The organism is Streptomyces sp. C1-1, from assembly GCF_050214755.1.
GTDB lineage: Bacteria > Actinomycetota > Actinomycetes > Streptomycetales > Streptomycetaceae > Streptomyces.
This window is the reverse complement of record NZ_CP189826.1, coordinates 3,734,420-3,759,412: the sequence shown is the minus strand read 5'-3', so window position 1 is coordinate 3,759,412 and position 24,993 is coordinate 3,734,420. Positions and strand designations below refer to the sequence as shown.

General features: G+C 73.5%; 16 protein-coding genes. 10 read left to right on the top strand and 6 right to left on the bottom strand.

Annotated features, from left to right (window positions below; translation table 11 throughout):
• The first annotated feature begins 25 nt into the window (after positions 1-25).
• On the top strand, positions 26-862 hold the full coding sequence (locus ACQF4J_RS16915; protein WP_351561172.1) for a hypothetical protein: 837 nt from the start codon (positions 26-28) through the stop codon (positions 860-862).
• A gap of 114 nt (positions 863-976) precedes the next feature.
• Here ACQF4J_RS16915 and ACQF4J_RS16910 read toward each other — a convergent pair whose 3' ends face one another.
• A complete protein-coding gene (locus ACQF4J_RS16910; protein ID WP_003992906.1) occupies positions 977-1,156 on the bottom strand; it encodes a DUF6104 family protein in 180 nt (59 codons plus the stop codon).
• Between the two features lie 209 nt (positions 1,157-1,365).
• On the opposite strand from ACQF4J_RS16910, the gene ACQF4J_RS16905 reads away from it, so the two are divergent.
• The 4 genes from ACQF4J_RS16905 (at position 1,366) to ACQF4J_RS16890 (ending at position 9,326) form a co-directional block, all read left to right on the top strand.
• Positions 1,366-1,749 carry a CU044_2847 family protein gene (locus ACQF4J_RS16905; protein WP_351561174.1) on the top strand — a complete coding sequence of 128 codons (384 nt, stop codon included), beginning with the start codon at positions 1,366-1,368 and terminating at the stop codon, positions 1,747-1,749.
• The gene (locus tag ACQF4J_RS16900; protein ID WP_351800525.1) at positions 1,746-3,734 is read left to right on the top strand and encodes a trypsin-like peptidase domain-containing protein; all 1,989 of its coding nucleotides are present in this window, start codon (positions 1,746-1,748) and stop codon (positions 3,732-3,734) included. The genes ACQF4J_RS16905 and ACQF4J_RS16900 overlap by 4 nt, the downstream gene beginning before the upstream one ends.
• A 73-nt stretch (positions 3,735-3,807) precedes the next feature.
• Positions 3,808-4,839, top strand: coding sequence for an AAA family ATPase (locus ACQF4J_RS16895; RefSeq protein ID WP_427166007.1), 1,032 nt, complete (start codon positions 3,808-3,810; stop codon positions 4,837-4,839).
• Positions 4,839-9,326, top strand: coding sequence for an SAV_2336 N-terminal domain-related protein (locus ACQF4J_RS16890; RefSeq protein ID WP_427166006.1), 4,488 nt, complete (start codon positions 4,839-4,841; stop codon positions 9,324-9,326). Before ACQF4J_RS16895 ends, ACQF4J_RS16890 begins: the two co-directional genes overlap by 1 nt.
• A 78-nt stretch (positions 9,327-9,404) precedes the next feature.
• On the opposite strand, the gene ACQF4J_RS16885 is transcribed toward ACQF4J_RS16890, so the two are convergent.
• From ACQF4J_RS16885 to ACQF4J_RS16870, 4 genes are all read right to left on the bottom strand, one after another.
• Positions 9,405-13,202 (bottom strand): multifunctional oxoglutarate decarboxylase/oxoglutarate dehydrogenase thiamine pyrophosphate-binding subunit/dihydrolipoyllysine-residue succinyltransferase subunit, encoded by a 3,798-nt coding sequence (locus ACQF4J_RS16885; protein WP_351561181.1) that lies wholly within the window; start codon positions 13,200-13,202, stop codon positions 9,405-9,407.
• 302 nt (positions 13,203-13,504) lie between these two features.
• Entirely contained in the window at positions 13,505-14,620 is a 1,116-nt protein-coding gene (locus tag ACQF4J_RS16880) for a HAMP domain-containing sensor histidine kinase (RefSeq protein ID WP_351561185.1), read from the bottom strand.
• Positions 14,617-15,354, bottom strand: coding sequence for a response regulator transcription factor (locus tag ACQF4J_RS16875; RefSeq protein ID WP_058923261.1), 738 nt, complete (start codon positions 15,352-15,354; stop codon positions 14,617-14,619). The genes ACQF4J_RS16880 and ACQF4J_RS16875 overlap by 4 nt, the downstream gene beginning before the upstream one ends.
• A 134-nt stretch (positions 15,355-15,488) precedes the next feature.
• Positions 15,489-16,166 (bottom strand): spermidine synthase, encoded by a 678-nt coding sequence (locus tag ACQF4J_RS16870; protein ID WP_351561187.1) that lies wholly within the window; start codon positions 16,164-16,166, stop codon positions 15,489-15,491.
• A gap of 303 nt (positions 16,167-16,469) precedes the next feature.
• On the opposite strand from ACQF4J_RS16870, the gene ACQF4J_RS16865 reads away from it, so the two are divergent.
• The 4 genes from ACQF4J_RS16865 (at position 16,470) to ACQF4J_RS16850 (ending at position 21,462) form a co-directional block, all read left to right on the top strand.
• The gene (locus tag ACQF4J_RS16865; RefSeq protein WP_427166004.1) at positions 16,470-19,712 is read left to right on the top strand and encodes an ATP-binding protein; all 3,243 of its coding nucleotides are present in this window, start codon (positions 16,470-16,472) and stop codon (positions 19,710-19,712) included.
• A 76-nt stretch (positions 19,713-19,788) separates the two neighbouring features.
• Positions 19,789-20,169: a hypothetical protein gene (locus ACQF4J_RS16860; protein ID WP_351561191.1), complete on the top strand. Its 381-nt coding sequence runs from the start codon at positions 19,789-19,791 to the stop codon at positions 20,167-20,169.
• Complete coding sequence (locus tag ACQF4J_RS16855) at positions 20,166-20,579, top strand: hypothetical protein (protein ID WP_427166002.1); 414 nt, start codon at positions 20,166-20,168, stop codon at positions 20,577-20,579. The genes ACQF4J_RS16860 and ACQF4J_RS16855 overlap by 4 nt, the downstream gene beginning before the upstream one ends.
• A gap of 100 nt (positions 20,580-20,679) precedes the next feature.
• Positions 20,680-21,462: a rhomboid-like protein gene (locus tag ACQF4J_RS16850; RefSeq protein WP_351561195.1), complete on the top strand. Its 783-nt coding sequence runs from the start codon at positions 20,680-20,682 to the stop codon at positions 21,460-21,462.
• 6 nt (positions 21,463-21,468) lie between these two features.
• Here the strand turns inward: ACQF4J_RS16850 and ACQF4J_RS16845 are convergent, their stop codons facing one another.
• Complete coding sequence (locus tag ACQF4J_RS16845; RefSeq protein ID WP_351561197.1) at positions 21,469-22,386, bottom strand: SMP-30/gluconolactonase/LRE family protein; 918 nt, start codon at positions 22,384-22,386, stop codon at positions 21,469-21,471.
• 159 nt (positions 22,387-22,545) lie between these two features.
• Here ACQF4J_RS16845 and lon point away from each other — a divergent pair, with 159 nt between their 5' ends.
• The gene (gene lon / locus ACQF4J_RS16840; protein ID WP_351800517.1) at positions 22,546-24,960 is read left to right on the top strand and encodes an endopeptidase La; all 2,415 of its coding nucleotides are present in this window, start codon (positions 22,546-22,548) and stop codon (positions 24,958-24,960) included.
• Positions 24,961-24,993 lie beyond the last annotated feature (33 nt).

Sequence of the window (24,993 nt, the reverse complement as noted above, 5' to 3'; positions counted from 1 at the left end):
GGCGGAATCGTCCTAGTTTGTGACCATGCCGACGGATACTCCTCGCCGTGCTGCCCCCGCCGGAGGCCTGCTGCTCTGCCGGTCCGAGCCCGACTCCGTCGCCTTCGCCGCCCAGCTGCTGCGCGAACCGATGCTGCTCGCCGGAGCCGGCGAGACCTGGAGCGTCCTCGTGCCCGAGGGTCGGCCCTGGCGGGACGGCGGCGAACCCGTGGACGGGGTCCTGACCGGCTGGGCCACCGCCCTGGCCGTCGGCGCCCCGTGGCCCGTACTGGCCCTGTGGTGGGACGCCGACCGTTCCGGTTACACCCTCGCGTCCGGCTTCCGCCGCCCCGTCGGTTACGTCTGGCTCGCCAACGGCACACCGGCCGGCGAGGGCGAGGCGATGCGCACGTTCGCGGCCCGCCTGGGCCTCGACCCGGTGCTGGACGTACAGGCCCTCGACGAACTCACCGAACCCGACCCCGCCATCGACGCCGCGGCCCGTCTGCGGGCCCTGCTGGCCGTCCTCACGCGCGCGGGGGTCGCCCTGCCGGCCGGACTCGCCCCCGGTGAGTCCGCCGACCGCCTGCGCGAGGCCGCCCGGGAGCAGCGGGACGCCCGTCCGGTGGAGTGGCCGGGATGGCGCGAGGCCGTACGGGCGGAGCTGGACGTCGTCGACAGCGGCGGCCGCCTGAGCCGGTGGCGTCCCTGGGCCGGCACGCCCCAGTCCCGCGCCCTGGCCCTCGCCCAGGTGGTGGCCGGTGTCCCGCTCGCCGTCCTCGGCGCACGAAGGCGCAGCGGCGGCTGGGCCGCGGCGGGGGTGCTCCTGCTGGCGCACGGGGCGCTCGGACTCGCGTACGAGCTGGTACGACCGCGCGACTGACGGCGACCGACGGTCCGCCACTCGTGAAGGACGCGTTCACGCCGAGCGAGGCGGCGTCGCCCGCATCGCGGGGCGTGCCCCAGAAGCCCCGTCCGGTCTCGAAGCGCCGCGGCTCTACTCGTCGTCCTCGTCGTCCAGGCGGGCCAGCCACGTCGCCAGGCGCTCCACCGGAACTTCGAAGTCCGGGTTGAGGTCGACGAACGTACGCAGCTGCTCGGCGAGCCACTCGAAGGTGACCTCCTCCTCGCCGCGCCGCTTCTCGAGCTCTTCGATGCCTCGGTCGGTGAAGTACACGGAACGCTCTCCTGGGGCTGGGCCTGGGGCCTGGGGTCGTACTCCTCCAGGTTATGCGCCTCGGCTCGCTGCCCGTACCGACGGGTTTGCGCTGCCCGCACGCGCGCGTGCGGGCACAATGTCGGTGGTGCGCCCACCGGTGCACCGGGTACGTCAACCAGGCTGGAGCACACGGGCGTTGCTCTGGAATGCGGGGGAGCATGGAGCGCATGATCCAGGAGATCGAGCTGCCCGGAGGGCGGACGGCGCTGGCGCGGGTCAGTGTGCTCGGACCCGAGGAGACCGGCGCGGATCAGGAGGACCTCTCCTACGACGACGTCGGCGCCCTGGACCGGCTGACGGCACGCGTCGACCGGCTGAACGAGCTGGTGGCCGGCGTCGGCGCGGCCGTGCTGGACGCGGCCCGCGCGGCGCGCCCCGACGAGGTGAGTGCCACGTTCGGCGTGGAGCTGGCGGCCAAGACCGGCAAGGCGGTCGCCGTGCTGGCCGACGGTGAGGCGAAGGCCGCGATCTCGGTCACCCTGACCTGGCGCACCGCCGCGGACGGCACGACGGGCGAGACCGAGGACGACGCGGCCGCCGTCCGGCCATGACGGCGTCCGAGGTCGAGGACCTCGCGCGCGACGCCACCGTCCGGCTCGGTCCCGACCAGGACGCGGACACCCTGTGGGGCAGCGGTTTCTTCGTGGCGCCGGGCTGGGTGCTGAGCTGCGCGCACGTCCTGCTGCTCGGCCGGGAGGGCGCGCGGACCGGCGTGCTGCGGGTGCGCGGCGAGCACGGCGCGGCCCGCGCACGGCCCGCGTACTGGCTGGGCTCGGGTCCCGACACCGAACAGGACCTCGTCCTGCTGCGGCTGCTGGACGAGGTGAGCCACCCCTGCGTACGCCTCAGCGACCGCTACGACCGCCCCCACGACATCACCGCGCTCGGCTGGCGCCCCCGGGAGGGCGGGCCCGACCGGTGGAGCGGCCGTTGCCAGGTCAACGGCACCGACGGGGACTACGGCGTCACGCTCGGGCCGGAGGCCGAGATACCGCACGGCGCCTCCGGTGGCCCCGTCCTCGACCGGGACCAGGGTGTGGTCGCCGGGGTCGTCAAGGCCCGCCGCAGGGGAGCGGACGGCGGCCTGGCCATCGCGGTCACCGCACTGCGGGGCTTCACCGAGGCGCTGGTGCTCGAGGCCGAGGACGAGCTGGGTCCCGACCCCTATCGGGCGCTGATCCGGGCCCACGACCGGTGGCACCATCGGCGGCGCACGGCCAGGGACGCCTGGCGCGGCAGCTGGGTCGCAGCCCAGGAACGGCTGCTCCGGGCGGCCGAGCCCGAATGGACCCCGCACGACGCCGCGACCGCCTGCGCGCTGCTCGCCGACCTGCCGCTCCCCGACGGCACGGACACCCTCCGAGGCCTGATCAAGGCCGTCCTGGACGTCGAACCGCACTGGCGGGGAGCCCCGCCGCCCCGCGACTGGCGCGACGGCCAGGGCTGGCTGTACGACCGGGGCGAACGTGCCGAACTCGCCTTTCTGCACTACCTGTTGCTGGTGGCCCGGCGCTGCGCACCCGAGGCCCCCGAGGCGACCGCGGCCCTGGAGGACTGGCTGTACGACCGGATGGAGCAACTGCCCGACCCCGTAAGGGCGTTGCTGAAGGCGCGGGCAGCTCCGGACGCCGCCGTCCGGTGCGGCGCGGCTTCCCACCCGGTCGCGTCGCGCCACGCGGAGCCCCGGGGCCTCCCCGGCCCGGAGCCCGCCACCTCCACCGCCCCCGTCGTCGCCGTCGAACTGGAACCCGACGCCTTCCGGCCCGCCGACCGCTTCCACTGGCGCGTCTGGACGTGGACGCGCGGCCCCGACACCGTGCGGTCCTGGGCCGAGGGCGACAGCGCCGAGGGCGTCCCGCTGGCCGCCCTGCCGTACGAGCTGAGCGTCCCGCTGGCGGAGGCGTTCGCCCAGCTCGACTCCGAGGGGTGCCTGGCCCGGCTCGAACTCGCCCTGCCCGTAGAGCACTTCGACGTCAACGTGGACCTGTGGCGTGCCCAGCCCGCCGTCCGCAGCTACCGGCCGCACCCCGCCGAACGCCCCTTCGGCGCCCACCGCCAGGTGGTCCTGCGCTGTCTGCGCCGCGGCGGTGAGCCGTCCGTACAGGCATGGCGGGACCGCTGGCTCGGTGTCACCGAGGGCGGCCTCCAGGCCTTGCCCCTGCCCTCGCCGGCGCTCGCCGGGCAGCTCCTCGCGACGGCGTGCGATGCGGCCGTACCGGTGCTGTGCCGGACGGCCGCGGAGAGCGTGGAGTCGCTGCGCGAGGTGATCGCCGCCGGCTACGGCATCGCCCTGTGGGCCCGCAACACCCAGCACACCTACGGGTGCGGCCCCCAGTGCCGCGAACTGCACGACCACACCGCCAAACTGCTGCGCCGCACCGGCCGTGCCGCCCTCCTGCCCGAGGAACTGCGCCGCCTGCGCGAACGCATCGGCGACTTCGACACCGCTGCCGAGTGGGCCGAGCCGCTCGCGCTGCTGTACGACGACCCGCACCGGCCGCTGCCGCTGTGCGACGAGAGGGTGAACTCCCCATGAGCTCCCGGCCCTTCGGCCCGCCCGCCGGCCGCGCGCCGACCGCCGTCCCGCCCACGCACCCGCAGGAGAGCCCGTGACCACCCCAGACTGGTACGTCTTCCAGGGCTCGGGCGAGCCCCACGACGGCATCGCCCGGCTGCCCGCCCCGCCGCCCTGGCGCGACTTCGACGGCGGCCCCGCCCTGACCGAGGCACCTCCGCTGGGCAGTGAGTCCGTCCGCCGCCTCGGCACCCGCGGCGCCCGCGCGCTCGCCTGGCGCCCGGAGGAACTCGAACTGATCAATGCCGCCCTCTACCTGCGCCGCCCCCTCCTCGTCACCGGCGACCCCGGCTCCGGCAAGTCCACCCTCGCCCACGCCATCGCCCATGAACTCGGCCTCGGCCGGGTGCTGCACTGGCCCGTCGTCAGCCGCACGACCCTGCGCGACGGCCTCTACGCCTACGACGCGATCGCCCGTCTCCAGGACATCCAGATGGCGAGGGAGATGGGCCGCCCCCACACCGAGGACATCGGCGGCTATCTGCGGCTCGGTCCCCTGGGCACCGCCCTGCTGCCGTACGACCGCCCGCGCGTGCTGCTCGTGGACGAACTCGACAAGAGCGACATCGACCTGCCCAACGACCTGCTCAACACCCTGGAGGAAGGCGAGTTCGGCATCCCGGAGCTGGAACGGATCGCCCGCAAGCAGCCCACCGCCGAGGTCCTCACGGACGACGGCCGGCAGGCCGCCCTCACGGGGGGCAAGGTGCGCTGCAGGGCGTTCCCCGTGGTCGTCCTGACCAGCAACGGCGAACGCGACTTCCCCGCGCCGCTGTTGCGCCGCTGCATCCACCTGGACCTGCCCTCGCCCAAGAACGACGAGTGGGGCGCGGGCCGGCTCTCCGCCATGGTCCGGGCCCACTTCGGCGACCGGGACACCGAGGACCACGAGGAGTTGATCCGGCACTTCCTGCAGAGCAGCCCCGGCTCGCTCCGAGCCGCCGACCAACTGCTCAACGCCATCTACCTCACCCAGGAGGCACTGCGCGACAACCGCCCCGACCGGCGGCGGCTCGCCGAGCTGCTGATGCGCCCGCTCGACCACGGCGACCACGGAACGCGCTGATGGACGAGGGAGCGGGCGCGCTGGCCGAACTGGCCGAACGACTCGTGGCGTCGGGCCTCGCGCCGACCGCGCGCGAGCTGGCGGAGGCCCTCTGGCTGGCCCGGCACGTGGCACCGGCACGGCTGCGGCCCGTGGACCCCGAGCCGCCCTCACGGCCGCCGGAGCCGGCGCAACCGGACCGGGCCAATCCGCGGCCCGTGCCGCCCGCCGGGGAACCACCGGCCACCCACGGCGCCCCGACCGAGGACGCCCCCCGCACACGCCTGCACCCCGACACACCCGGCCCCGGCCCCCGGCAGGCCTCGCCCCGCCCCGCCCCGACGCCGGGCGACACCTCCGTCCGGGTGCGCGCCCCCATGGCCACCGCGCTGCCCCGCTCCCTGCGCCTCCAGCGGGCGCTGCGGCCCCTCCAGCGCTACCGCCCGCCCGTCCGGGCCGCCGCCCACCACATCGACGAACAGGCCACCGCCGAACGCGCCGCCGAGACCGGCCTGCTCCTTCCCGTGCTCCGCCCGGTGACCCGCCGTCAGGCCCGCCTGCGGCTGCTGATGGACGCCTCCACCTCGACCGGTGTCTGGGACCGCACCCTCGGCGAACTGGCCCAGATCTGCGCCGGCACCGGCGCGTTCCGCGAAGTGGTCGTGCACTACGTCCACGAGCGCGCCGGCGCCCTTCTGGTCGGCCCCGACCGCGCCCCGGACCACGCCTCGCGCACCGCCGATCAGCTCCGCGACCCCACCGGCCACCAACTCACCCTCGTCCTCAGCGACTGCGCCGGACCACTGTGGCGGGACGGCGCCATGCAGCGGCTGCTGTGGAACTGGGCGCAGGCCGCACCCGTGGCCGTCGTACAACCCCTGCCCCAGCGGATGTGGCGGCGCACCCACCTGCCCGCCGCGGCCGGCACGCTCCGGCGGCGCGAAGGGCTGGGCGCCCGTATGGAGTTCGCGGCGCCGGGGGACCCCGCCGACGGGCTGCCCGTACCGGTGCTCGCCCTCACCGGCGCGGCGTTCCTGGCCTGGGCGCGACTGGTGTCCGGCGGCACCGGCCTGACCCTCCCCGCGGCGGCAGGCCGGGTCCGCGCCGACCAGGAGCCGACACCGCCGCGCCCGGCCGACCGGGCCCCGCAGGCGCCGGAACTGCTGCGCGCCTTCCGCCTGTCCGCCTCCCATCACGCCGTCCAGTTCGTCGTCTCCCTGTCGGCCGTCCCCCTCACCACCCCCGTGATGCAGCTCGTCCAGCGCGCGATGCTGCCCGACACCGGCCCGGACGTCCTCGCCGAGGTGCTCCTCAGCGGCCTGGTCACCCGCGGTCCCGCCGACGACTGGTACGCGTTCCGCCCGGGCGTACGGGAGTTGCTGCTCCAGCTGCTGCCCAAGGGCGACGCGCTCCTCGTCCTCCGCCACTGCGGCGACTACGTCGACCGCCACTTCGGGCGCCGGGCCCGCAACTTCCCCGCGCTGGCGCTCGCCGAACTCAGCGGCGACGCACCGCCCGAGGGCGACGAGGCGGGCGTACCGGCGGCCTTCGCCGAGGTGTCGCGGCTGGTGGTGCGACGGTACGGCGGCTCCGACCCGGCCGGGACGGGGGACACCGGCGAGCGGGACGGGACACGCCCCGGAGAGGTGCTGAGGATCGTGCACGCCGGGTACGACCGGCCGTGGGCCGCGTGGGCGGAGCGGGTGCTCGGCGCGCACGGCCACCGGGCGACCCTCGTCCGCTGGCATCCGGGGCGGCGCCCACTCGTCGAGGCACTGGCGACGCTGCGGGACCTCGAACTCGTACAGCCCTCCGGCCGGATCCTCCTGATGCTCAGCGAACACCTCCTGCAACAGGGCAGGCGGGACCCCGACGAGTGGCGAGAGGCGTTCCGGCAGGTCGTCGGGGGCAGTCCCGGCCTGTTCGTGGCGGTCGTCCTCAGCGAACGGCTGGAGCTGCGGGTCCGGCTCAACGGGCTGCTCCCGGTCGCCACCACCGCCGTCTCCGTCGGCGAGGCCGACGCCGAACGCCGGCTGCTGGCCGCGCTCTCCACCGGCACCGACGCCGGAGCGTGGCAGCGGCGGATCACCGCGACGCCACGCTTCCCCGGCTCGAAACCCGCGGTGTGGCGCGGGGTCCCGGCCCGAGACCGGCACTTCACCGGCCGCGACGACCTCCTGGACGCCCTGCCGGAGAAGCTGCGGCAGGCACGGCGGGCGGGGGTCGTCTGTGTGCTGAGCGGCGCACCGGGCTCGGGCAAGACCGCCGTCGCGGTCGAGTACGCGCACCGCTACGGCAGCGACTACGACGTGGTGCACTGGCTGCCGAACACCGGTCACGGCAACGAGGAAGCCCGGGAGCGGACGGATCGACTGGTCGCCGAGTTCGCCGGGACGACCGGCCGGTCCTCGGGTGCTCGGGTGCCGGACCGTCGGTTGGTCGTCCTGGACGACTGGGACCACAGCGGGTCGGCGGGGCTGTCGCAACTGGCCCCTCACGCGCATGTGCTGGCCACGACCCGCCGCCCGGCCGATCCGCTCGACGAGCGGAATGTGCCTCTCGGGCCTTTCGAGCGCGCGGAGTCCTTGGAGTACGTCATGCGCGCCCTGGCGGTGTCCGCCGAGGAAGCCGAGACGATCGCCGACTTCTGCGGCGACCGGCCGGGAGCGCTGGCACAGATCGTGGAGGGCCGGCCGGAATCCGCGCCCTCGGAGCGGGAGTTCGCGCTCGGCGCCCCGTCCCGCCCCGCGGAACTCGAGGAACTGGGCCGCCGGGCGGTCGTGGGCGTCAGCGACACCCGGAAGGGCTCCCCGCTCAGGGGAGTCGGCTTCTTCGTCGCGCCCGGCTGGGTGCTGACCCTGTGGCCGGTCGTCGGCCTCGGCGGGACGGCCTGGGTACGGACGTACGACGGCCGTCTGGTGGAGGGGGAGGTTGTGCGCCTCGACTCCGAGTTCGACGGCCCCGATCCCGTGTTGATCAGACTCCGCGAGCGGTTCGAGCACGAGTGCCTCTGGCTGGACGACCACGCGGGCACCGACGTCCACCGCGTGCTGGCGCTGGGCGTCACGGCCCGGGAGCCCTGGCAGGCGAGGGGGGAGGTCACGGGCCGGGGCGAGCTGCTGCACATCGGCGGCTTCCGGGCCTCGGTGACGAGCATGGGCGGACCGGTGCTGGACCTCGACCGAGCCGCCGTCGTGGGCGCCCTGTGGGGTCCGGGGGACGCAGTCAGCGACGGGAGCCTCGCCGTACCGCTTCCGCTGCTCGGTGACGGCGACCTGGCCCGGCAGATCATGCGCGAGCACGACCGCCACCACCTGCGCCGGGAACCGGGCACCCGCTCGGGCCCGTCCTGGACCTCGCTCCAGCAAGGCCTGCACCAGGAGGCCGACGGCGACCTCACCCCGGAACTGCGCACGCGGCTGTACGGCATCCTGGCCGCCCTGGAGCCCCCGACCGGGGAGCGGGAGATGCGGCTCCTCCTGCCCGGGCCGGCGTCGCGGCTGCCCGCTGACGGGCTGCGGGCCTGGCGCGACGGAGTGCGGCTGCTGATCGCACAGGGCGGCGGCCTGGCCGAGGTGGCGCTGTACGCCGCCCACGTGTGGTCCGCGCGCATCGACGCCCCCGACGGCCACGACGACCCCGGCGCGCTGTCCCTGCTGCGCACCTGGATGGAGGACGTCGTCCGCGGGCTTCCCGACGGCGCGGCCCGGTCCGGCGTGAGCGAACTCCTCGACGCCAGACGCAGGGAGTCGCGCATGCCGGTCCTCGTCGAGATCCGGGAGACCCGGGGCGGACACCGCTGGAACGTGTCGCGCTACGGCGGCAGCCGCCGATGGCCGATGCCCCACGTCTCCAGCGGGCACGCCCGAGCCGGCCTGCGGGAGGCCCTCGCGCCCTCCCTCACCGCGTCCCTCCGCCTGTCGCGGGCCTTCGACCAGCCGCTGTACATCGAGTTCTCCATGCCGTACGACCTGCTCGCCGAGCCAGTGGACGAGTGGCTGCTCGACGGGGAACCGCAGGAACCGCCACTGGGCGAACGCGCGAGCGTCACCGTGGCGCTCGAACACCCCCTGCTGCCCCCCACGGCCCAGGACGACTCCCTGCGCCTGCTGCGCTGGGCCGGAGTGGCCAACGGTCCGCTGGTGCCGATCCCGCTGTCCCACGACTCCGCGTCGCTGGAACTGCAGGTGATGACCTCGCCCATGACCGCGGTCCCCGTCTACTGCGGCTGCCTGGGTGGAGGCGGCCAGGGGCTCGCGGTCTTGGAGGCGACCGGGGCGAACGGTCACGCGCTGGTGCTGTGGCGGCGCGGCACGGACCACGAGGACTGCGACCGGTTCGTCGAGCGCGCGCAGGAGCTGGTCCGCGGGGCGCGATCCGCGGAGGGCCTGCTCGCCGCGGTCTGGACCCTGCGGCTGCGCGACGACCCCGACGCGGCGTGGGCCCGGGGCATCGCCCTGCTCTACGAACCGCCCGGCAGGCCCTCGTACCTCAGCCGGGACCTGTGACGGACATCGGCCCCACCGCCTCACCCGAGGCGATGGGGCCGATCCGTCGATCCGGTCGGTCGAGCGATGCTCAGAGGCTCACGCCTCGAACACCTCTCGCACCAGCTGCTCCTGCTCCGCCTGGTGGCGCTTGGCGGAACCCACCGCCGGGGACGAGGAGTGCGGGCGCGAGATGCGCCGCAGGCGCTCGCCGTGCGGGACGTCCGCGCCGACCGCCAGGTCCAGGTGGTCGATCAGGTTGAGGGCGATGAACGGCCAGGCACCCTGGTTCGCCGGCTCCTCCTGGGCCCACAGGTACTTCTCGGCGTTCGGGTACTTGGCGATCTCCGCCTGGAGCTCGGCACCCGGCAGCGGGTACAGACGCTCGATACGGATGATCGCGGTGTCCGTGATGCCGCGCTTCTGCCGCTCGGCCTCGAGGTCGTAGTACAGCTTGCCCGCCACGAAGACGACCCTGCGGACCGCTGCCGCTTCGACCGACGAGTCGCCGATGACCGGGCGGAACTGACCCGAGGTGAACTCCTCCGTCTTCGACGCGGCGGCCTTCAGGCGCAGCATCGACTTCGGGGTGAAGACCACCAGCGGCTTGTGGTGCGGGTTGTGCACCTGCCACCGCAGGAGGTGGAAGTAGTTCGACGGCAGGGTCGGCATCGCGACCGTCATGTTGTTCTGCGCGCACAGCTGCAGGAAGCGCTCGACGCGGGCCGAGGAGTGGTCCGGGCCCTGGCCCTCGTAGCCGTGCGGGAGGAGCAGGGTGACGCCGGACGTCTGGCCCCACTTCTGCTCGGCCGCCGAGATGTACTCGTCGACCACCGTCTGCGCGCCGTTGACGAAGTCGCCGAACTGCGCCTCCCACATCACGAGCGCGTCGGGACGGGCGAGCGAGTAGCCGTACTCGAAGCCCATGACCGCGTACTCGGACAGCAGGGAGTTGTAGACGTTGTAGCGGGCCTGCTCCTCGGCGAGGTACTGCAGCGGGGTGTACTCCTCGCCCGTCTCGCGGTCGATGAGGACCGCGTGACGCTGGCCGAAGGTGCCGCGCTGGGAGTCCTGGCCGGACAGGCGCACCGGGGTGCCCTCCAGCAGCAGGGAGCCGACGGCGAGGGTCTCGCCCATGCCCCAGTCGATCGTGCCGTCCTCGACCATCGCGGCCCGGCGCTGCAGCTGCGGCAGCAGACGCGGGTGCACGTGGAAGTAGTCCGGGATGTTGACCTGGGACTCGGCGATCCGCTTCACGGTCTCCGTGGAGATCGCGGTGTTCACGGCGACCGGGAACTCCGCCTTCGGGTCCGACACCGGGCCCGAGGTGGGCTGGGCGGTGATGGCCTCGCGGACCTCCGTGAAGACCTTCTCCAGCTGGCCCTGGTAGTCCTGCAGGGCCTGCTCGGCCTCTTCCAGGGTGATGTCGCCGCGACCGATCAGGGACTCGGTGTACAGCTTGCGCACCGAGCGCTTCTTGTCGATCAGGTCGTACATCAGCGGCTGGGTGAAGGCCGGGTTGTCCGACTCGTTGTGACCGCGGCGGCGGTAGCAGATGAGGTCGATCACCACGTCCTTGTTGAACGCCTGGCGGAACTCGAAGGCGAGCCGCGCGACGCGCACGACGGCCTCCGGGTCGTCGCCGTTCACGTGGAAGATCGGGGCCTCGATCATGCGGGCCACGTCGGTGGCGTACATCGACGAGCGCGAGGACTCCGGCGCCGCGGTGAAGCCGACCTGGTTGTTGATGACGATGTGGACCGTGCCGCCGGTGCGGTAGCCGCGCAGCTGCGACATGTTCAGGGTCTCGGCCACGACGCCCTGGCCTGCGAAGGCCGCGTCGCCGTGCAGGGCGATCGGCAGGACCGTGAAGTCCGTGCCGCCCTTGTTGATGATGTCCTGCTTGGCGCGGACGATGCCCTCGATGACCGGGTCGACCGTCTCCAGGTGGGAGGGGTTCGCGGCCAGCGAGACCTTGATCTGCTCGCCGTCCAGGCCGGTGAAGGTGCCCTGGGCGCCCAGGTGGTACTTCACGTCGCCGGAGCCGTGCATCGACTTCGGGTCGAGGTTGCCCTCGAACTCGCGGAAGATCTGCGCGTACGACTTGCCGACGATGTTGGCCAGGACGTTCAGGCGGCCGCGGTGGGCCATGCCGATGACGACCTCGTCCAGGCGGGACTCGGCGGCCGAGTCGAGGACCGCGTCCAGCAGCGGGATGACCGACTCGCCGCCCTCGAGGGAGAAGCGCTTCTGGCCGACGTACTTCGTCTGCAGGAAGGTCTCGAACGCCTCCGCCGCGTTCAGCCGGCGCAGGATGCGCAGCTGCTCCTCGCGCTCCGGCTTGGCGTGCGGGCGCTCGACGCGGTCCTGGATCCACTTGCGCTGCTTGGGGTCCTGGATGTGCATGAACTCGATGCCGGTGGTGCGGCAGTACGAGTCGCGCAGCACGCCGAGGATGTCGCGCAGCTTCATCATCGACTTGCCGGCGAAGCCGCCGACGGCGAACTCGCGCTCCAGGTCCCACAGGGTGAGGCCGTGCTCGGTGATGTCCAGGTCGGGGTGCTTGCGCTGGCGGTACTCCAGCGGGTCGGTGTCGGCCATGACGTGACCGCGGACCCGGTAGGAGTGGATCAGCTCGAAGACGCGGGCGGCCTTGGTGACGTCGTCGTCGTGGCTGGCGTCGATGTCCTTGAGCCAGCGGACCGGCTCGTAGGGGATGCGCAGCGCCTCGAAGATCTCGTCGTAGAAGTTGCCCTCGCCGAGCAGGAGGTTGGCGACCTGGCGCAGGAACTCGCCGGACGCGGCGCCCTGGATGACCCGGTGGTCGTAGGTCGACGTGAGCGTCATGACCTTCGAGATGCCGAGCTTGTTCAGGGTGTCCTGGCTGGTGCCCTGGAACTCCGCCGGGTAGTCCATGGAGCCGACGCCCATGATCACCGACTGGCCGGGCATCAGCCGCGGCACGGAGTGGACGGTGCCGAGGCCGCCGGGGTTGGTCAGGGAGACCGTGACACCGGTGAAGTCGTCCATCGTCAGCTTGCCGTCGCGGGCGCGGCGGACGATGTCCTCGTAGGCCTGCCAGAACTCGAAGAAGTTCAGCGTCTCGGCCTTCTTGATGGCCGCGACGACGAGCTGGCGGTCGCCGTTGGGCTTCACCAGGTCGATGGCGAGGCCGAGGTTGACGTGCGCCGGCTTGATCAGGGTCGGCTTGCCGTCCTTCTCGCCGAACGCGTTGTTCATCGACGGCATGGCCTTGATGGCCTGCACCATCGCGTAGCCGATCAGGTGCGTGAAGGAGATCTTCCCGCCCCGGGCGCGCTTGAGGTGGTTGTTGATGACGATGCGGTTGTCGAACAGCAGCTTCACCGGGACCGCGCGGACCGAGGTGGCCGTCGGCAGCTCCAGCGAGGCGTTCATGTTCTTCGCGACGGCGGCGGCGGGGCCGCGCAGCGTCACCAGCTCCGGGCCGTCGGCGGCCTGGGCGGCGGGCTCGGCCTTCGCGGCCGGCTTGGCGGCGGCCGGCTTGGCCGCGGCGGGCGCCGGGGCGGCGGCGGCCGGCTTCGCGGGGGCCGGGGCGGCGGCAGCGGGCCTGGGCTGCGCGGGGGCGGCCTGGGCGGGCGCGGGAGCGGAGGCGGCGGCCGGGGCCGCCGGAGCCGCGGCGGGGGCCGCTGTGGTGGTCTCCGCGGCAGCCGTCGTCGGAGCCGAGGCGGCCGCTCCCGGCTTGTAGTCGGCGAAGAAGTCCCACCAGGCTCGGTCCACCGAGTTCGGGTCCTGGAGGTACTGCTGATAGATCTCGTCGACGAGCCACTCGTTGGGACCGAACGCAGCAGCGGGGTTCTTCCCGGCTTGGTCGGTGTCGGTCGAGATGCTCGAGTTACTGGGGGACTGTGGCGACACGGCGGCAACCGCCCTCTTCCGCTTCACAAGGTGATGGACAGCGGGAATAAAGGCTACGCCCCCTGGGGCGGGTAGGTCAGGCCGAGCAAGGTCATCGTCGCGTAAGTCACATCTGAAATCGTGTTTCGGGCGTGGAAATGGCGGGAAACAAGCGAGGTTCCGCTTCTGGTGAGACTTCCCGCGGGTTCGCCGATCAAGCCCGGCAGACACCGTCTGTGGGCGTGTTCCTGATCACACGTGTCAGTCAGCGGGTCCGGCCCGGCGACACGGATGGATCTTGAGGCTCCGGTTCGGACTTTACGTCAACTTTGAACGGATGTCTCTCCCGGAAGGGTGACGAGAATCCGGCAGCCACGCACGGATTCGGCCACTCCGATCCGGCCTCCGTGCAGATCGACGGCCCAGCGGGCGATCGCCAGCCCCAGACCCGTACCGCCGTCGCCGCTGTGTCCGTTGGACGAGCCCGCGCCACCGCGGTTGAAGCGCTCGAAGACGCGGTGCCACTCCGAGCGCGGGATGCCGGGGCCCTCGTCGAGCACCTCCAGCTCCAGCGACTCCGGCAGCGCGCCGCGCCGGGCCTTCACCGTCACCCGGCCGTGCGCGGGGCTGTGCTTGACCGCGTTGTCGATGAGATTCGCCACGACCTGGTGGATGCGCTCGGGGTCCGCGTGCGCGGTCAGCTCCGGCGGGGAGACGTCCAGGTGCAGATGGACGTCCGTGCGCGTGCTGCTGCCGGAGCCCGAGGCGATGCCCGCGCGCGCCGGCACGGCCATGTTGGCCTCCTTCAGCACGCCCGACAGATACGGCCACACCTCGAAGCGCCGCTGCCTGAGCGGTACGACGCCGTTGTCCAGCCGGGACAGGTCCAGCAGCGTCTCCACGAGCCGGCCCAGCCGCTCGGTCTGCTTCAGGGCCGTGCGCATGGTCTCGGGGTCGGCGGTCGTGACGCCGTCCACGATGTTCTCCAGCACCGCGCGCAGCCCCGCGATCGGCGTGCGCAGTTCGTGCGAGACGTTCGCCACCAGCTCCTTGCGCTGGCGGTCCTGGGCCTCCAGGTCGTCGGCCATGCGGTTGATCGTCTGCGCCAGGTCGCCCAGCTCGTCGCGCCGGTTCTCCCGCACCCGGCGCGTGTAGTCGCCGTGCGAGATGGCGCCGGCCACCGCGTTCATGTCGTCCAGCGGCGCGGTGAGCGAATGCGCCACGAACTGCGTTATCAGCAGTGTGGCGATCATCGAGAAGACCGTGATGAAGCGCAGCTCGGTCGCCGTGCGCATCGCGATCATCATCAGGCCGGTGGTGATGAGCACCGCGATGACGACGAGCGCGCCCAGCTTCGTCTTGATCGAGAACGGGCGCAGGCCGCCCCAGGGCTCCGGCTGCTCTCCGGGGCCTCTCCGTGCGGACGGACCGCCGCTCATGGCGTCGGGGTCTCCAGCGCGTAGCCCACACCGTGCACGGTGCGGATCCGCTCGGCGCCGATCTTCCGGCGCAGCGCCTTGATGTGGCTGTCGACGGTGCGCGTGCCGGACGCGTCCGCCCAGTCCCACACCTCGGCCAGCAGCTGCTCCCGGGAGAGCACCGCGCGCGGGGTGTTGGCCAGGCACACCAGCAGGTCGAACTCGGTCGGCGTGAGGTGGACGTCCTCGCTCCTGACCCGCACCCGGCGCTGCGCGTGGTCGATCTCCAGCTCGCCCAGGCGCAGGATGCCGCTTCTCGGCGTCGCGGCGGCCAGCGCGGCCCGCTCCACGCGCCGCAGCAGGACGTGCACGCGCGCGGCCAGCTCCCGCATCGAGAACGGCTTGGTCATGTAGTCGTCGGCGCCGACGCCGAGCCCGACCAGCATGTCGGTCTCGTCGTCGCGCGCGGTGAGCATCAGCACCGGCACCGGACGGGCGGCCTGCACACGGCGGCAGACCTCCAGACCGTCGAAGCCGGGCAGCATGATGTCGAGGATCAGCAGATCGGGCTGCCAGGCCTCGGCGGTGTCGACGGCGGCCGGGCCGTCACCCGCGGTCTGCACGAGGAAGCCCTCGGCGCGCAGGCGGGCCGCGATGGCGTCGACGATGGTCGGGTCGTCCTCGACCACCAGCACCCGGCGCTGTGCGCCAGGGGTCGCCGTCGTGCCGTTGTGGGATGTGTGGGTCTGCTCCATCGCCCGCCCCTGAGTTGCTTTCCGGAATGCGTGGGGTCATTCCTTCTGACTGGCTCATGCCTGCGCATGCTTGCGATTGACGCTTGAATGATCCGCGTCAGGGAAGCAGAGTACGGGGAGTAACCGCGCTTCGGCTATCCAGGTCGGACGGCGAGGTGCACGGCGTCCGGAACGCCCCGGGCAACCGGGATCTCTTCGGTACGCACCCGCTGGAACCCGGCATTCCGCAGTGTTCCTTCAAATTCCGGAGAGGGCCGCGCGGACCACACCGCGAGGACGCCGCCGGGTTTCAACACCCTTGCGCAGCTTGCGAGTCCGGCCGGCGAGTACAGCCCGTCGTTGCCGTCGGTGACAGTCCAGTCCGGACCGTTGTCGATGTCCAGGCAGAGGGCGTCGTAAGTGGCGGATGTCTCACGGAGGTATTCGACGAGATCCGCCTCCACGACGGTGGTGCGGGGATCGGCGAGGGCCCGGCCGGACATTTCCGAAAGGGGCCCGCGGCGGTGCCAGTCGACGACGGCGGGTTCCCGCTCCACGACGGTGACGGCGCCCCAGCGCGGGTTCGCCGCGGCGTGTGCGAGCGAGAAGCCCACGCCCAGGCCTCCGATCAGCACGTCGGGGTTCGGCCGGTCGTCCAGTTCGGCGAGCGCCACGTCGACGAGCAGGCGCTCCGAGCGCCCGTCCGACGTGTCCATCAGGAAACACCCGTTGGCGATGATCTGCAGCAACTCCCCGTGCCGGCGCAGCGCGACCTCCCCGTAGGGACCCTCGCGACGGTCCAGCACAACTGGCGTGTCGTAGGCGGCGGTCATGGTCCCATCCTGCACGAACCTGGAACGGGGGCGCGGGCAATTGCCGGGCGGCCGGCGCGGGGGCCGCCGCACTCGGCCCCTCCGTCCGCCCCGCCGTCCGCCCCTCCGTCCGCCCCGCCGCCGCCGCGGCGCGCCCTCACCCATGCCTCGCGCGCCCGGCACCCATGCCTCGCGCGCCCGGCACCCATGCCTCGCGCGCGCCGCGGTCGGTGCCTACGCTCGAGACAGCGGGAGATCGGCGAGAGAGCCGGCGTCAGACGGGTGCGAGGTCGGCGTGCGACGGCGGAAGTGCGTGGTGGATGTATGGCCGCGGAATACCCGTTCGTGGGACGCGAGGGCGTGCTGGGTGAGCTGCGCGCGGCTCTGGAGTCCGCCGCGGCCGGCCGGGGCGGACTGGTGACGCTGGCCGGGCCGGCGGGCGCGGGCAAGACCCGTACGGCCGAGGAGGCCGCCGCGCACGCCGAGGGCTTCCGCACGCTGTGGACGTGGTGCCCGCCGCAGACCGTCGGCCGCGCGTTCAGACCCTGGTCGCGGCTGCTGCGCGAGCTCGTCGCCGACGACGTGGCATGCGGCCGGCTGGTCGCCGCGTCCCCGCCGCTGCGGGCGCTGGTGGCCGGGGCCGGCCCCGGCGCCCTGCGCGGCGCGGACCCGGAGGCGGCCCGCCTGCGCCTGACCGCCGACGTGGCCGAGCTCCTCGCGACGGCCGCCCGGCGCCGTCCTCTCCTCGTCGTCCTGGACGACGCCCACGCCGCCGACGCGTCCTCGCTGCGCCTCCTGCTGGAGACGGCCGACACCGCCCGCACGATGCCGCTCCTGCTGGTGGCCACGGCTCGTGACGAGGAGGCGGCCTGGCGGGAGGGCGGTGGTGGTGGCGGGCCGGGCCGGGACCGGGTCCGGGCACAACTGCTGCGGCGGGGACGCGTGTCGGTGCTCGGGCCGCTGCCCGAGAGGGATGTGGCGGCGCTCGTCGAGGCGGTGACCGGCGCGGTACCGGAGTCGGAGGCCGTGCGGTCGCTGGTACGGCGCACCGGCGGCGACGCGTTCTTCGTCACCGAGCTGCTGCGGAACGGGAGTTGGAGCGGCGAGGCGGCGGACGGGGAGGGCGCCGGTGTCTTCCCGGGTGCCGTGCGGGCCGCCGTGGGGGAGCGGTTGGCCGATCTGACCCCGCGGGCCGCGCGTCTGCTGGACGTGGCCGCCGTGCTCGGCACCCGGTTCCGGCTGGACGTGCTGGCCGAGGCCGCGGAGGTGCCGTTGGCGGAAGTGCGGTCGCTGCTGGGCGAGGCCGCCGGGGCCGGGCTGCTGGCGGAGGTGGGCGCCCACCGGGCCGGGTTCCGCCACGACCTGCTCCGGGACGCCGTGTACGACGTCCTCGCCCCAGCCGACCGCGCCGCCCTCCACCACACCGCCGCGGAGGTCCTGGCCGGTTACGCCCGCCGCGGCCGTGACACCGGCCCCGCGGAGGTCGCCCACCACCTGTTCCTCGCCGGCCCCGAACACGCGGCGGACGCGGCGCGCTACGCCTGCGCGGCGGCCACCCGGGCGGAGGCCCTGTTCGCCTTCGAGGACGCGGCCCGCTGGTACGAGCGCGCGGTCGACGCCTGGACCGACGGTAACGGCGACGCGGGGGAGGAGCCGGCCGCCATCGCGTCCCGTGGCCGTGTCGAGCAGGCCCGCGCCGACTCCCCCGATCGTGCCGAGCTGGTCGAGATGCTGCTCGGGCTCGGTGCCGCGCGGCTCGGCGCGGGGGAGCGGGAGGCCGCTCGGGGCGCGCTGCTCAGAGCCGCCGGGCTGGCGCGGGAGGTCGGGCGCCCGGACCTGCTGGCGCGGGCGGCGCTCGGGCTCGGTACCGGGCCCGTCGGGTTCGAGGTCGACCTGGACGACCGCCCACAGGTCGACCTGCTGACGGAGGCGAGGGCCGCCCTCACGAACAACAGCTCCCCGCCCGCAGCGCCTTTCACCGCCCTCCGGGCCGCCGTCACCGCTCGGCTTTCGCTCGCCGTCGGACTCGTCGAGTCGGTGGGGCGGCGGCTCGCCCTCGCCGAGGAAGCCGTCCGGACGGCTCGCGAGGCCGGTGACCCGGCCACCCTCGCCGCGGCCCTCGCCGCGCTGTGCGACGCCCGGCCCGGCCCCGACCACTGCCATGACCGGCTCGCCTGGTCCGAGCGGATCATCGAAACCGCCCGCGACCTGCGCGATCCGGCCCTCGAACTCCTCGGCCGACGGCTGCGGTCGGTCGCGCTGATGGAGACCGGCGCGTTCGCCGAGGCCGACGCGGAGGCGGCGGCGTACGAGACGGTCGTACGACCGCTGCGGCGCCCCCTGTACGCCTGGTACGTGCCGCTGTGGCGCGGCACGCGGGCACTGATGGAGGGCCGGTACGAGGACTGCGCGACCGCACTCGACGAGGTCGAGCGGCTGGGCCGCAGGGCCGGAAGCGCGAACGCCGGCCTGCTCGCCGTCACCCAGCGCTGGTGCCTGTACGCCGAGACGGGCGACCGTGCCGGGCTGCTGAGCGTCAGGGCCGAGGCGGCCGTGCTGGAACGCTCCCCGCTGCTGTGGCCGCGCGTCACGCTCGCCCTCCTGGCCGCCCAGTCCGGCCGCCCGGAGGAGGCCGCGCGCCGGCTGTCGGCCGTGGCACCCCGGCTCGGCGGCGCGCCCCGGGACAGCGAGTGGCTGCCGATGGTGGCGCAGGCCGCGGAGACGGTGGCCGCCGTGGGCTCCCACCCCGCCGCTCCCGTCCTGTACGACCTCCTCGCCCCCTACGCCGGCCTGTTCGTGGTGGAGGGCATCGGCGCGGCGGTACGGGGTCCCGTCGACCGGCATCTCGCCCTGCTGGCCGCGGCCATGGGCGACCCGGACCGGGCCCGCGCGCACCGTACGGAGGCCCTGCGGGCGGCCGGGGCGGCGGGCGCGGTCGCCCTCGTCGACCGGATCACGCACGAGACGTCACAACCCCCCGCAGCCACCATCCCCACCGTCCCCGACACCGCCCTCTTCCACCACGAAGGTCCCCTCTGGCACCTGCGCTACGCCGGTCGTGAGGTGCGGGTCCCCGACGGCAAGGGCCTGCACGACCTCGCCGTTCTCCTCTCCCGCCCCGGCACCCCCGTGCCCGCAGTCGAGCTGGCGTCACCCGGGCCCGTGGGCCCGGGTGACGGGGACGCCACCGGTCTGCACCCCCAGGGCGACACCGGTGAGGCCGTCGACGCCGTCGCCCGGGCCGCCTACCGCCGTCGGCTGCGGGAACTGGAGGAGGACGCGCGGGACGCCGACGCCACGGGGGACGCGGAACGTTCGGAGCGGATCGCCGTCGAGCGGGACGCCCTCGTCGGGCAGCTCGCCGCCGCGTACGGGATCGGGGGCCGGGTCCGCCGTACCGGTTCCCCCGCCGAACGTGCCCGCACGGCCGTCACCGCCCGTATCCGGGCCGCGGTGGAGCGGGTCGCCGCCGTCCATCCCGAGCTCGGCCGCCATCTGCGCACGGCCGTGCGCACCGGAACCCTCTGCGTCTACCAGCCGGAACAGCCGCCGGAGTGGCGTCTGTGAGCCCCCGCCTCACATCGTGCCGCCGGATCTGACGCCTTCTTCCCGACGGAGAAACTCCGAGGGAAGGCAGGACATCATGCCCCGCACATCCAAGGCCGAGGCCGACCTCTTGGTGGACGAGCCGGTCATCGAAGGACGCTACGCGCAAGTCGGTCCGTACACCGTCGGCTACGAGACCATGAAGGCGGACATGGACCCCGCACAGCTGTTCCGCGGTCTGCCCGACGACCGCTGCCAGTGCCCGCACTGGGGCCAGGTCATCAGCGGCAGGCTCGTCCTGCGCTACGCCGACCACGACGAGGTCTTCCACGCCGGCGACACCTACTACGGCGCCCCCGGCCACCTCCCGCTCATCTTCGCCGGCACCGAGGTCGTGGAGTTCAGCCCGACCGCCGAGCTGAACCGCACCATGGAGGTCGTCGGCCGCAACCTCGCCGAGGCCGAGGGCCGGTCATGAGCACCGCGACCGACACCCGGGTGAAGGAACTCGCCGACCTCTTCGTGCGGTTCCTGGAGACCAACACAGCCCCCGCGGGGCTGTTCACGGACGACGTGTTCCTCGACCTGACCCTGCCGCAGTGGCGGCTGCAGGCCCGGGGGCGCGAGGAGCTCGTCGCGCTGCGCCGCCGTGGCCACCCCGTCCTCGGCACGGTCCCCCGCCACCGGGTCGACGCCACCCCCACCGGCTTCGTCCTCGAGTTCGAGGAGAGCTGGGAGGACGGACAAGGCACCTGGTACTGCCGGGAGTTGATGCGCGCAGAGGTCAGGGACGGCTCCGTCGCCGAGGCCTGCGTCTACTGCACCGGCGACTGGGACCCGGCGACCAGGGCCGCTCACGCCAGGGAGGTGGTCCTGCTCAGGCCCTAGCCGAAGGGGCGGACGCAGGAAACGTCTTAGAGGTTCCTGAGAATCGGCTCACGCGTGGCGTCGGTCATAGACAGTGGCCCGTGGGGCCCCGAAAGGTGGGGTGAAACGGAAGGAGCACCTCACCGTGGAACCCGCCGCGACGGCCGACGCCCACTCCTTGGCCGCGCCCCTCCCCGAGGTCTCCGACCTGCTGGACGGCCTGCCACGGCAGCGGGGCCCGGCCGCGGCGCCGGCACCCGCCGGCGCGCGTCGCGCGGTCCGCCCCTGGCGTCTCCTGCCCACCCCCACCGGCACCCCGGTCACCTTCGCCTACGCCGCCGTCCTCGCCGTCACCTCGCTCGTCGCCGCCTACGCCTCCCCGGCCCTCGTCGACGCCCTGCAGCAGGGATCCAGCACGGACGTGGCCCACCTCATCCGCACCCCGGTCCTGGTCCTGCTGGCCAGCGCGCTGTGGGTGGCGGGCGGGCTCGTGTCGCCGTACGTCGTGTGCTTCCTGCTCGTCCTGACGGCCCTGGAGCGGCGGATAGGCGGCGCCCGCGCGGTCGTCGTCTTCCTCCTCGGCCACGTCCTGGCCACCCTCGCGACCGAGGGCTCCGTGGGGCTGGCGGTCCTGGCCGGGCACCTGCCGCACACTTCCCTGCACCGCCTCGACTACGGCATCAGCTTCGGCGTGGCCACCGCCGTCGGCGCCCTCGCCGGCCTGCTCGGTCCGTGGCTGCGCTGGCCGCTGCTGATCCTGTTCGGCGGCATGCTGGTGGAGGACCTGATCGAGTTCACCGACCCGATGACCAACTGGGGTCACCTGATCTCCCTCTCGATAGGCATCGCGACCTGGCCGCTGGTCCGCCGCTGGCGCCAGGAGGCCCTGGCGGCCCGGTCCTAGGGCGCCCTAGACGCGCGGCGCGCCCGTCACCGACATCACCAGGGAGTACACCGTGGTCGCGGCCGTGATGAACAGGCGGTTGTTCTTCGGGCCGCCGAACGTCACGTTGGCCACCGTCCCGGGCACCCGGAGCCGGCCGATGAGGGTGCCGTCCGGGTCGTAGCAGTGCACCCCGTCCTCCAGGGCGGCGGCCCACAGCCGGCCCTGGTCGTCGAGCCGGATGTTGTCGTAGTGCACGCCCTCCCCGGCCGCGGCGAAGACCTTCCCGCCGGACAGCGTGCCGTCGTCGGCGACGTCGAAGACGCGGATGCGGGCGGCCCGCGAGTCGGAGACGTACAGCCGGCGCTCGTCCGCCGACAGGATCACGCCGTTGGGTCCCTCGAACCCGTCGGCGGCCAGCCGCACCCGCCCGCTCGCCGGGTCGATCCGGTACACGTTGCAGGCGCCGATCTCGGACTCGGCGCGGTGGCCCTCGTAGTCGCTGAGGATGCCGAAGTCCGGGTCGGAGAACCAGACCGTGCCGTCGGAGCGCACGACGGCGTCGTTCGGGCTGTTCAGGCGCTTGCCGTCGTAGCGGTCGGCGAGGACGGTGACCGTGCCGTCGGGCTCGGTGCGGGTCACCCGCCGGTTGCCCTGCTCGCAGCTGACCAGCCGCCCCTGCCGGTCGAGGGTGTTGCCGTTGACGTGACCGGCGGGGTGCCGGAAGACGCTCACCGCGCCGGTGGCCTCGTCCCACCGCAGCAGCCGGTCGTTGGGGATGTCGCTCCAGACCAGCTGCCGCCACGCGGGCACGTACAGCGGGCCCTCCGCCCAGCGGCAGTCGTCGTACAGCACCTCCAGCCGCCCGTCGCCGTTGGCGCAGCGCCCCGTGAGGAAGCGGTCGTCCAGAACCTCGTACAGACCGTTGACGACGTGACCGGACATGTCCACCCCTCAGTGCCGCTGACCGGGACGTGATCCAACCTACGCCGCGTCAGGCCCCGTGCTGATCGCTTACAGCGAACGGCGCAAGACCCCGGGAACATCCACGGGCCCCCGCGCATTGAGTCGGCATAGCTCAACTTGACTGCCGAAGGGGAGATCATGGGTTCGACGTCCACACCGCTCACCCTGCCTGTGCTGCCGCTCGACGGCGAGGTCGTGCTGCCCGGCATGGTGGTTCCGCTGGACCTCAACGACGCCGACGTACGCGCCGCGGTGGAGGCCGCCCAGGCCGCCGCCCGGTCCGAGCCCGGGAAGCCCAAGGTCCTCCTGGTTCCACGCATCGACGGGACGTACGCCGGCACCGGTGTCCTCGGCACCGTCGAGCAGGTCGGCCGGCTGGCCGACGGCGACCCGGGCGCGCTGATCCGCGGCCGCGGCCGCGTGAAGATCGGCGCCGGCACCACCGGGCCGGGCGCGGCGCTGTGGGTCGAGGGCACGCGGATCGACGAGACCGTTGCCGAGCCGCTGCCCGGTCACGTCGCCGAACTGGTCAAGGAGTACAAGGCCCTCGCCACCGCCTGGCTGCGCAAGCGCGGCGCCTGGCAGGTCGTGGACCGCGTGCAGGCCATCGACGACGTCTCCCAGCTCGCCGACAACTCCGGCTACTCGCCCTTCCTGACCACCGAACAGAAGATCGAACTGCTGGAGACCACCGACCCGGTCGCCCGCCTCAAGCTCGCCACCCAGCACCTGCGCGACCACCTCGCCGAGCAGGACGTCGCGGAGACCATCGCCAAGGACGTCCAGGAGGGCGTCGACAAGCAGCAGCGCGAGTTCCTGCTCCGCCGCCAGCTGGAGGCCGTGCGCAAGGAGCTGCGCGAACTCAACGGCGAACAGGACGGCGAGGAGTCCGACGACTACCGCGCCCGGGTGGAGGCCGCAGACCTGCCGGAGAAGGTCCGCGAGGCCGCCCTCAAGGAGGTCGACAAGCTGGAGCGGTCCAGCGACCAGTCGCCCGAGGGCTCCTGGATCCGCACCTGGCTGGACACGATCCTCGAACTGCCGTGGAACGAGCGGACCGAGGACGCCTACGACATCCAGGGCGCCAAGGCCGTCCTCGACGCCGAGCACGCGGGCCTGGAGGACGTGAAGGAGCGCATCACCGAGTACCTGGCCGTGCGCAAGCGCCGCAGCGACCGCGGCCTCGGCGTCATCGGCGGCCGGCGCGGCGGCGCCGTCCTGGCCCTGGTCGGCCCGCCCGGCGTCGGCAAGACCTCGCTCGGCGAGTCCGTCGCGCACGCCATGGGCCGCAAGTTCGTCCGCGTCGCCCTCGGCGGCGTCCGCGACGAGGCGGAGATCCGCGGCCACCGCCGTACGTACGTCGGCGCGCTGCCGGGCCGTATCGTCCGCGCGATCAAGGAGGCCGGTTCGATGAACCCGGTCGTCCTGCTCGACGAGATCGACAAGGTCGGCTCCGACTTCCGGGGCGACCCGGCGGCCGCCCTGCTCGAAGTCCTCGACCCGGCGCAGAACCACACCTTCCGCGACCACTACCTGGAGGTCGAACTCGACCTGTCCGACGTCGTGTTCCTCGCGACGGCGAACGTCCTGGAAGCCATCCCGGAGGCCCTGCTGGACCGGATGGAGCTGGTCCGCCTGGACGGCTACACCGAGGACGAGAAGGTCGTCATCGCCCGCGACCACCTGCTCCCGCGCCAGCTGGAGCGGGCGGGCCTGGACAAGGACGAGGTGACCCTGGACGAGAGCGCCCTGCGCAAGCTCGCCGGCGAGTACACCCGTGAGGCGGGCGTGCGCACCCTGGAGCGGTCGATCGCGCGGCTGCTGCGCAAGGTCGCGGCCCAGCACGAACTGGGCGACCGGGAGCTGCCGTTCACCATCACGGACGCCGATCTGCGCGGTCTGATCGGCCGCCCGCACCACGTCCCGGAGTCGGCCCAGGACCCGGCGGAGCGCCGTACGGCCGTGCCCGGTGTGGCGACGGGCCTGGCGGTCACCGGCGCGGGCGGCGACGTCCTGTTCGTCGAGGCGTCCCTCGCGGACCCCGAGACGGGCGCGGCGGGCCTGACGCTCACCGGCCAGCTGGGCGACGTCATGAAGGAGAGCGCGCAGATCGCCCTGTCCTTCCTGCGCTCGCACGGCGCGGAACTGGAGCTGCCGGTCGCGGACCTCAAGGACCGCGGCGTGCACATCCACTTCCCGGCGGGCGCGGTCCCCAAGGACGGCCCCAGCGCCGGCGTCACGATGACGACGGCCCTGGCGTCCCTGCTGTCGGGCCGGCTGGTCCGCACGGACGTGGCGATGACCGGTGAGGTCTCGCTGACCGGCCGGGTCCTGCCGATCGGCGGGGTGAAGCAGAAGCTGCTGGCCGCGCAGCGGGCGGGGGTCACGACGGTGATCATCCCCAAGCGCAACGAACCCGACCTGGACGACGTCCCGGCCGAGGTGCTGGACAAGCTCGACGTCCACGCCGTGACCGACGTCCGTCAGGTCCTGGAGCTGGCGCTCGCGCCCGCGAAGAGCGGCGCCGAGCCGGAGGTTCCGGTGGCGGCGTGACGGACGCCGCCGGACAGGCAGGGCCCGGGTCCC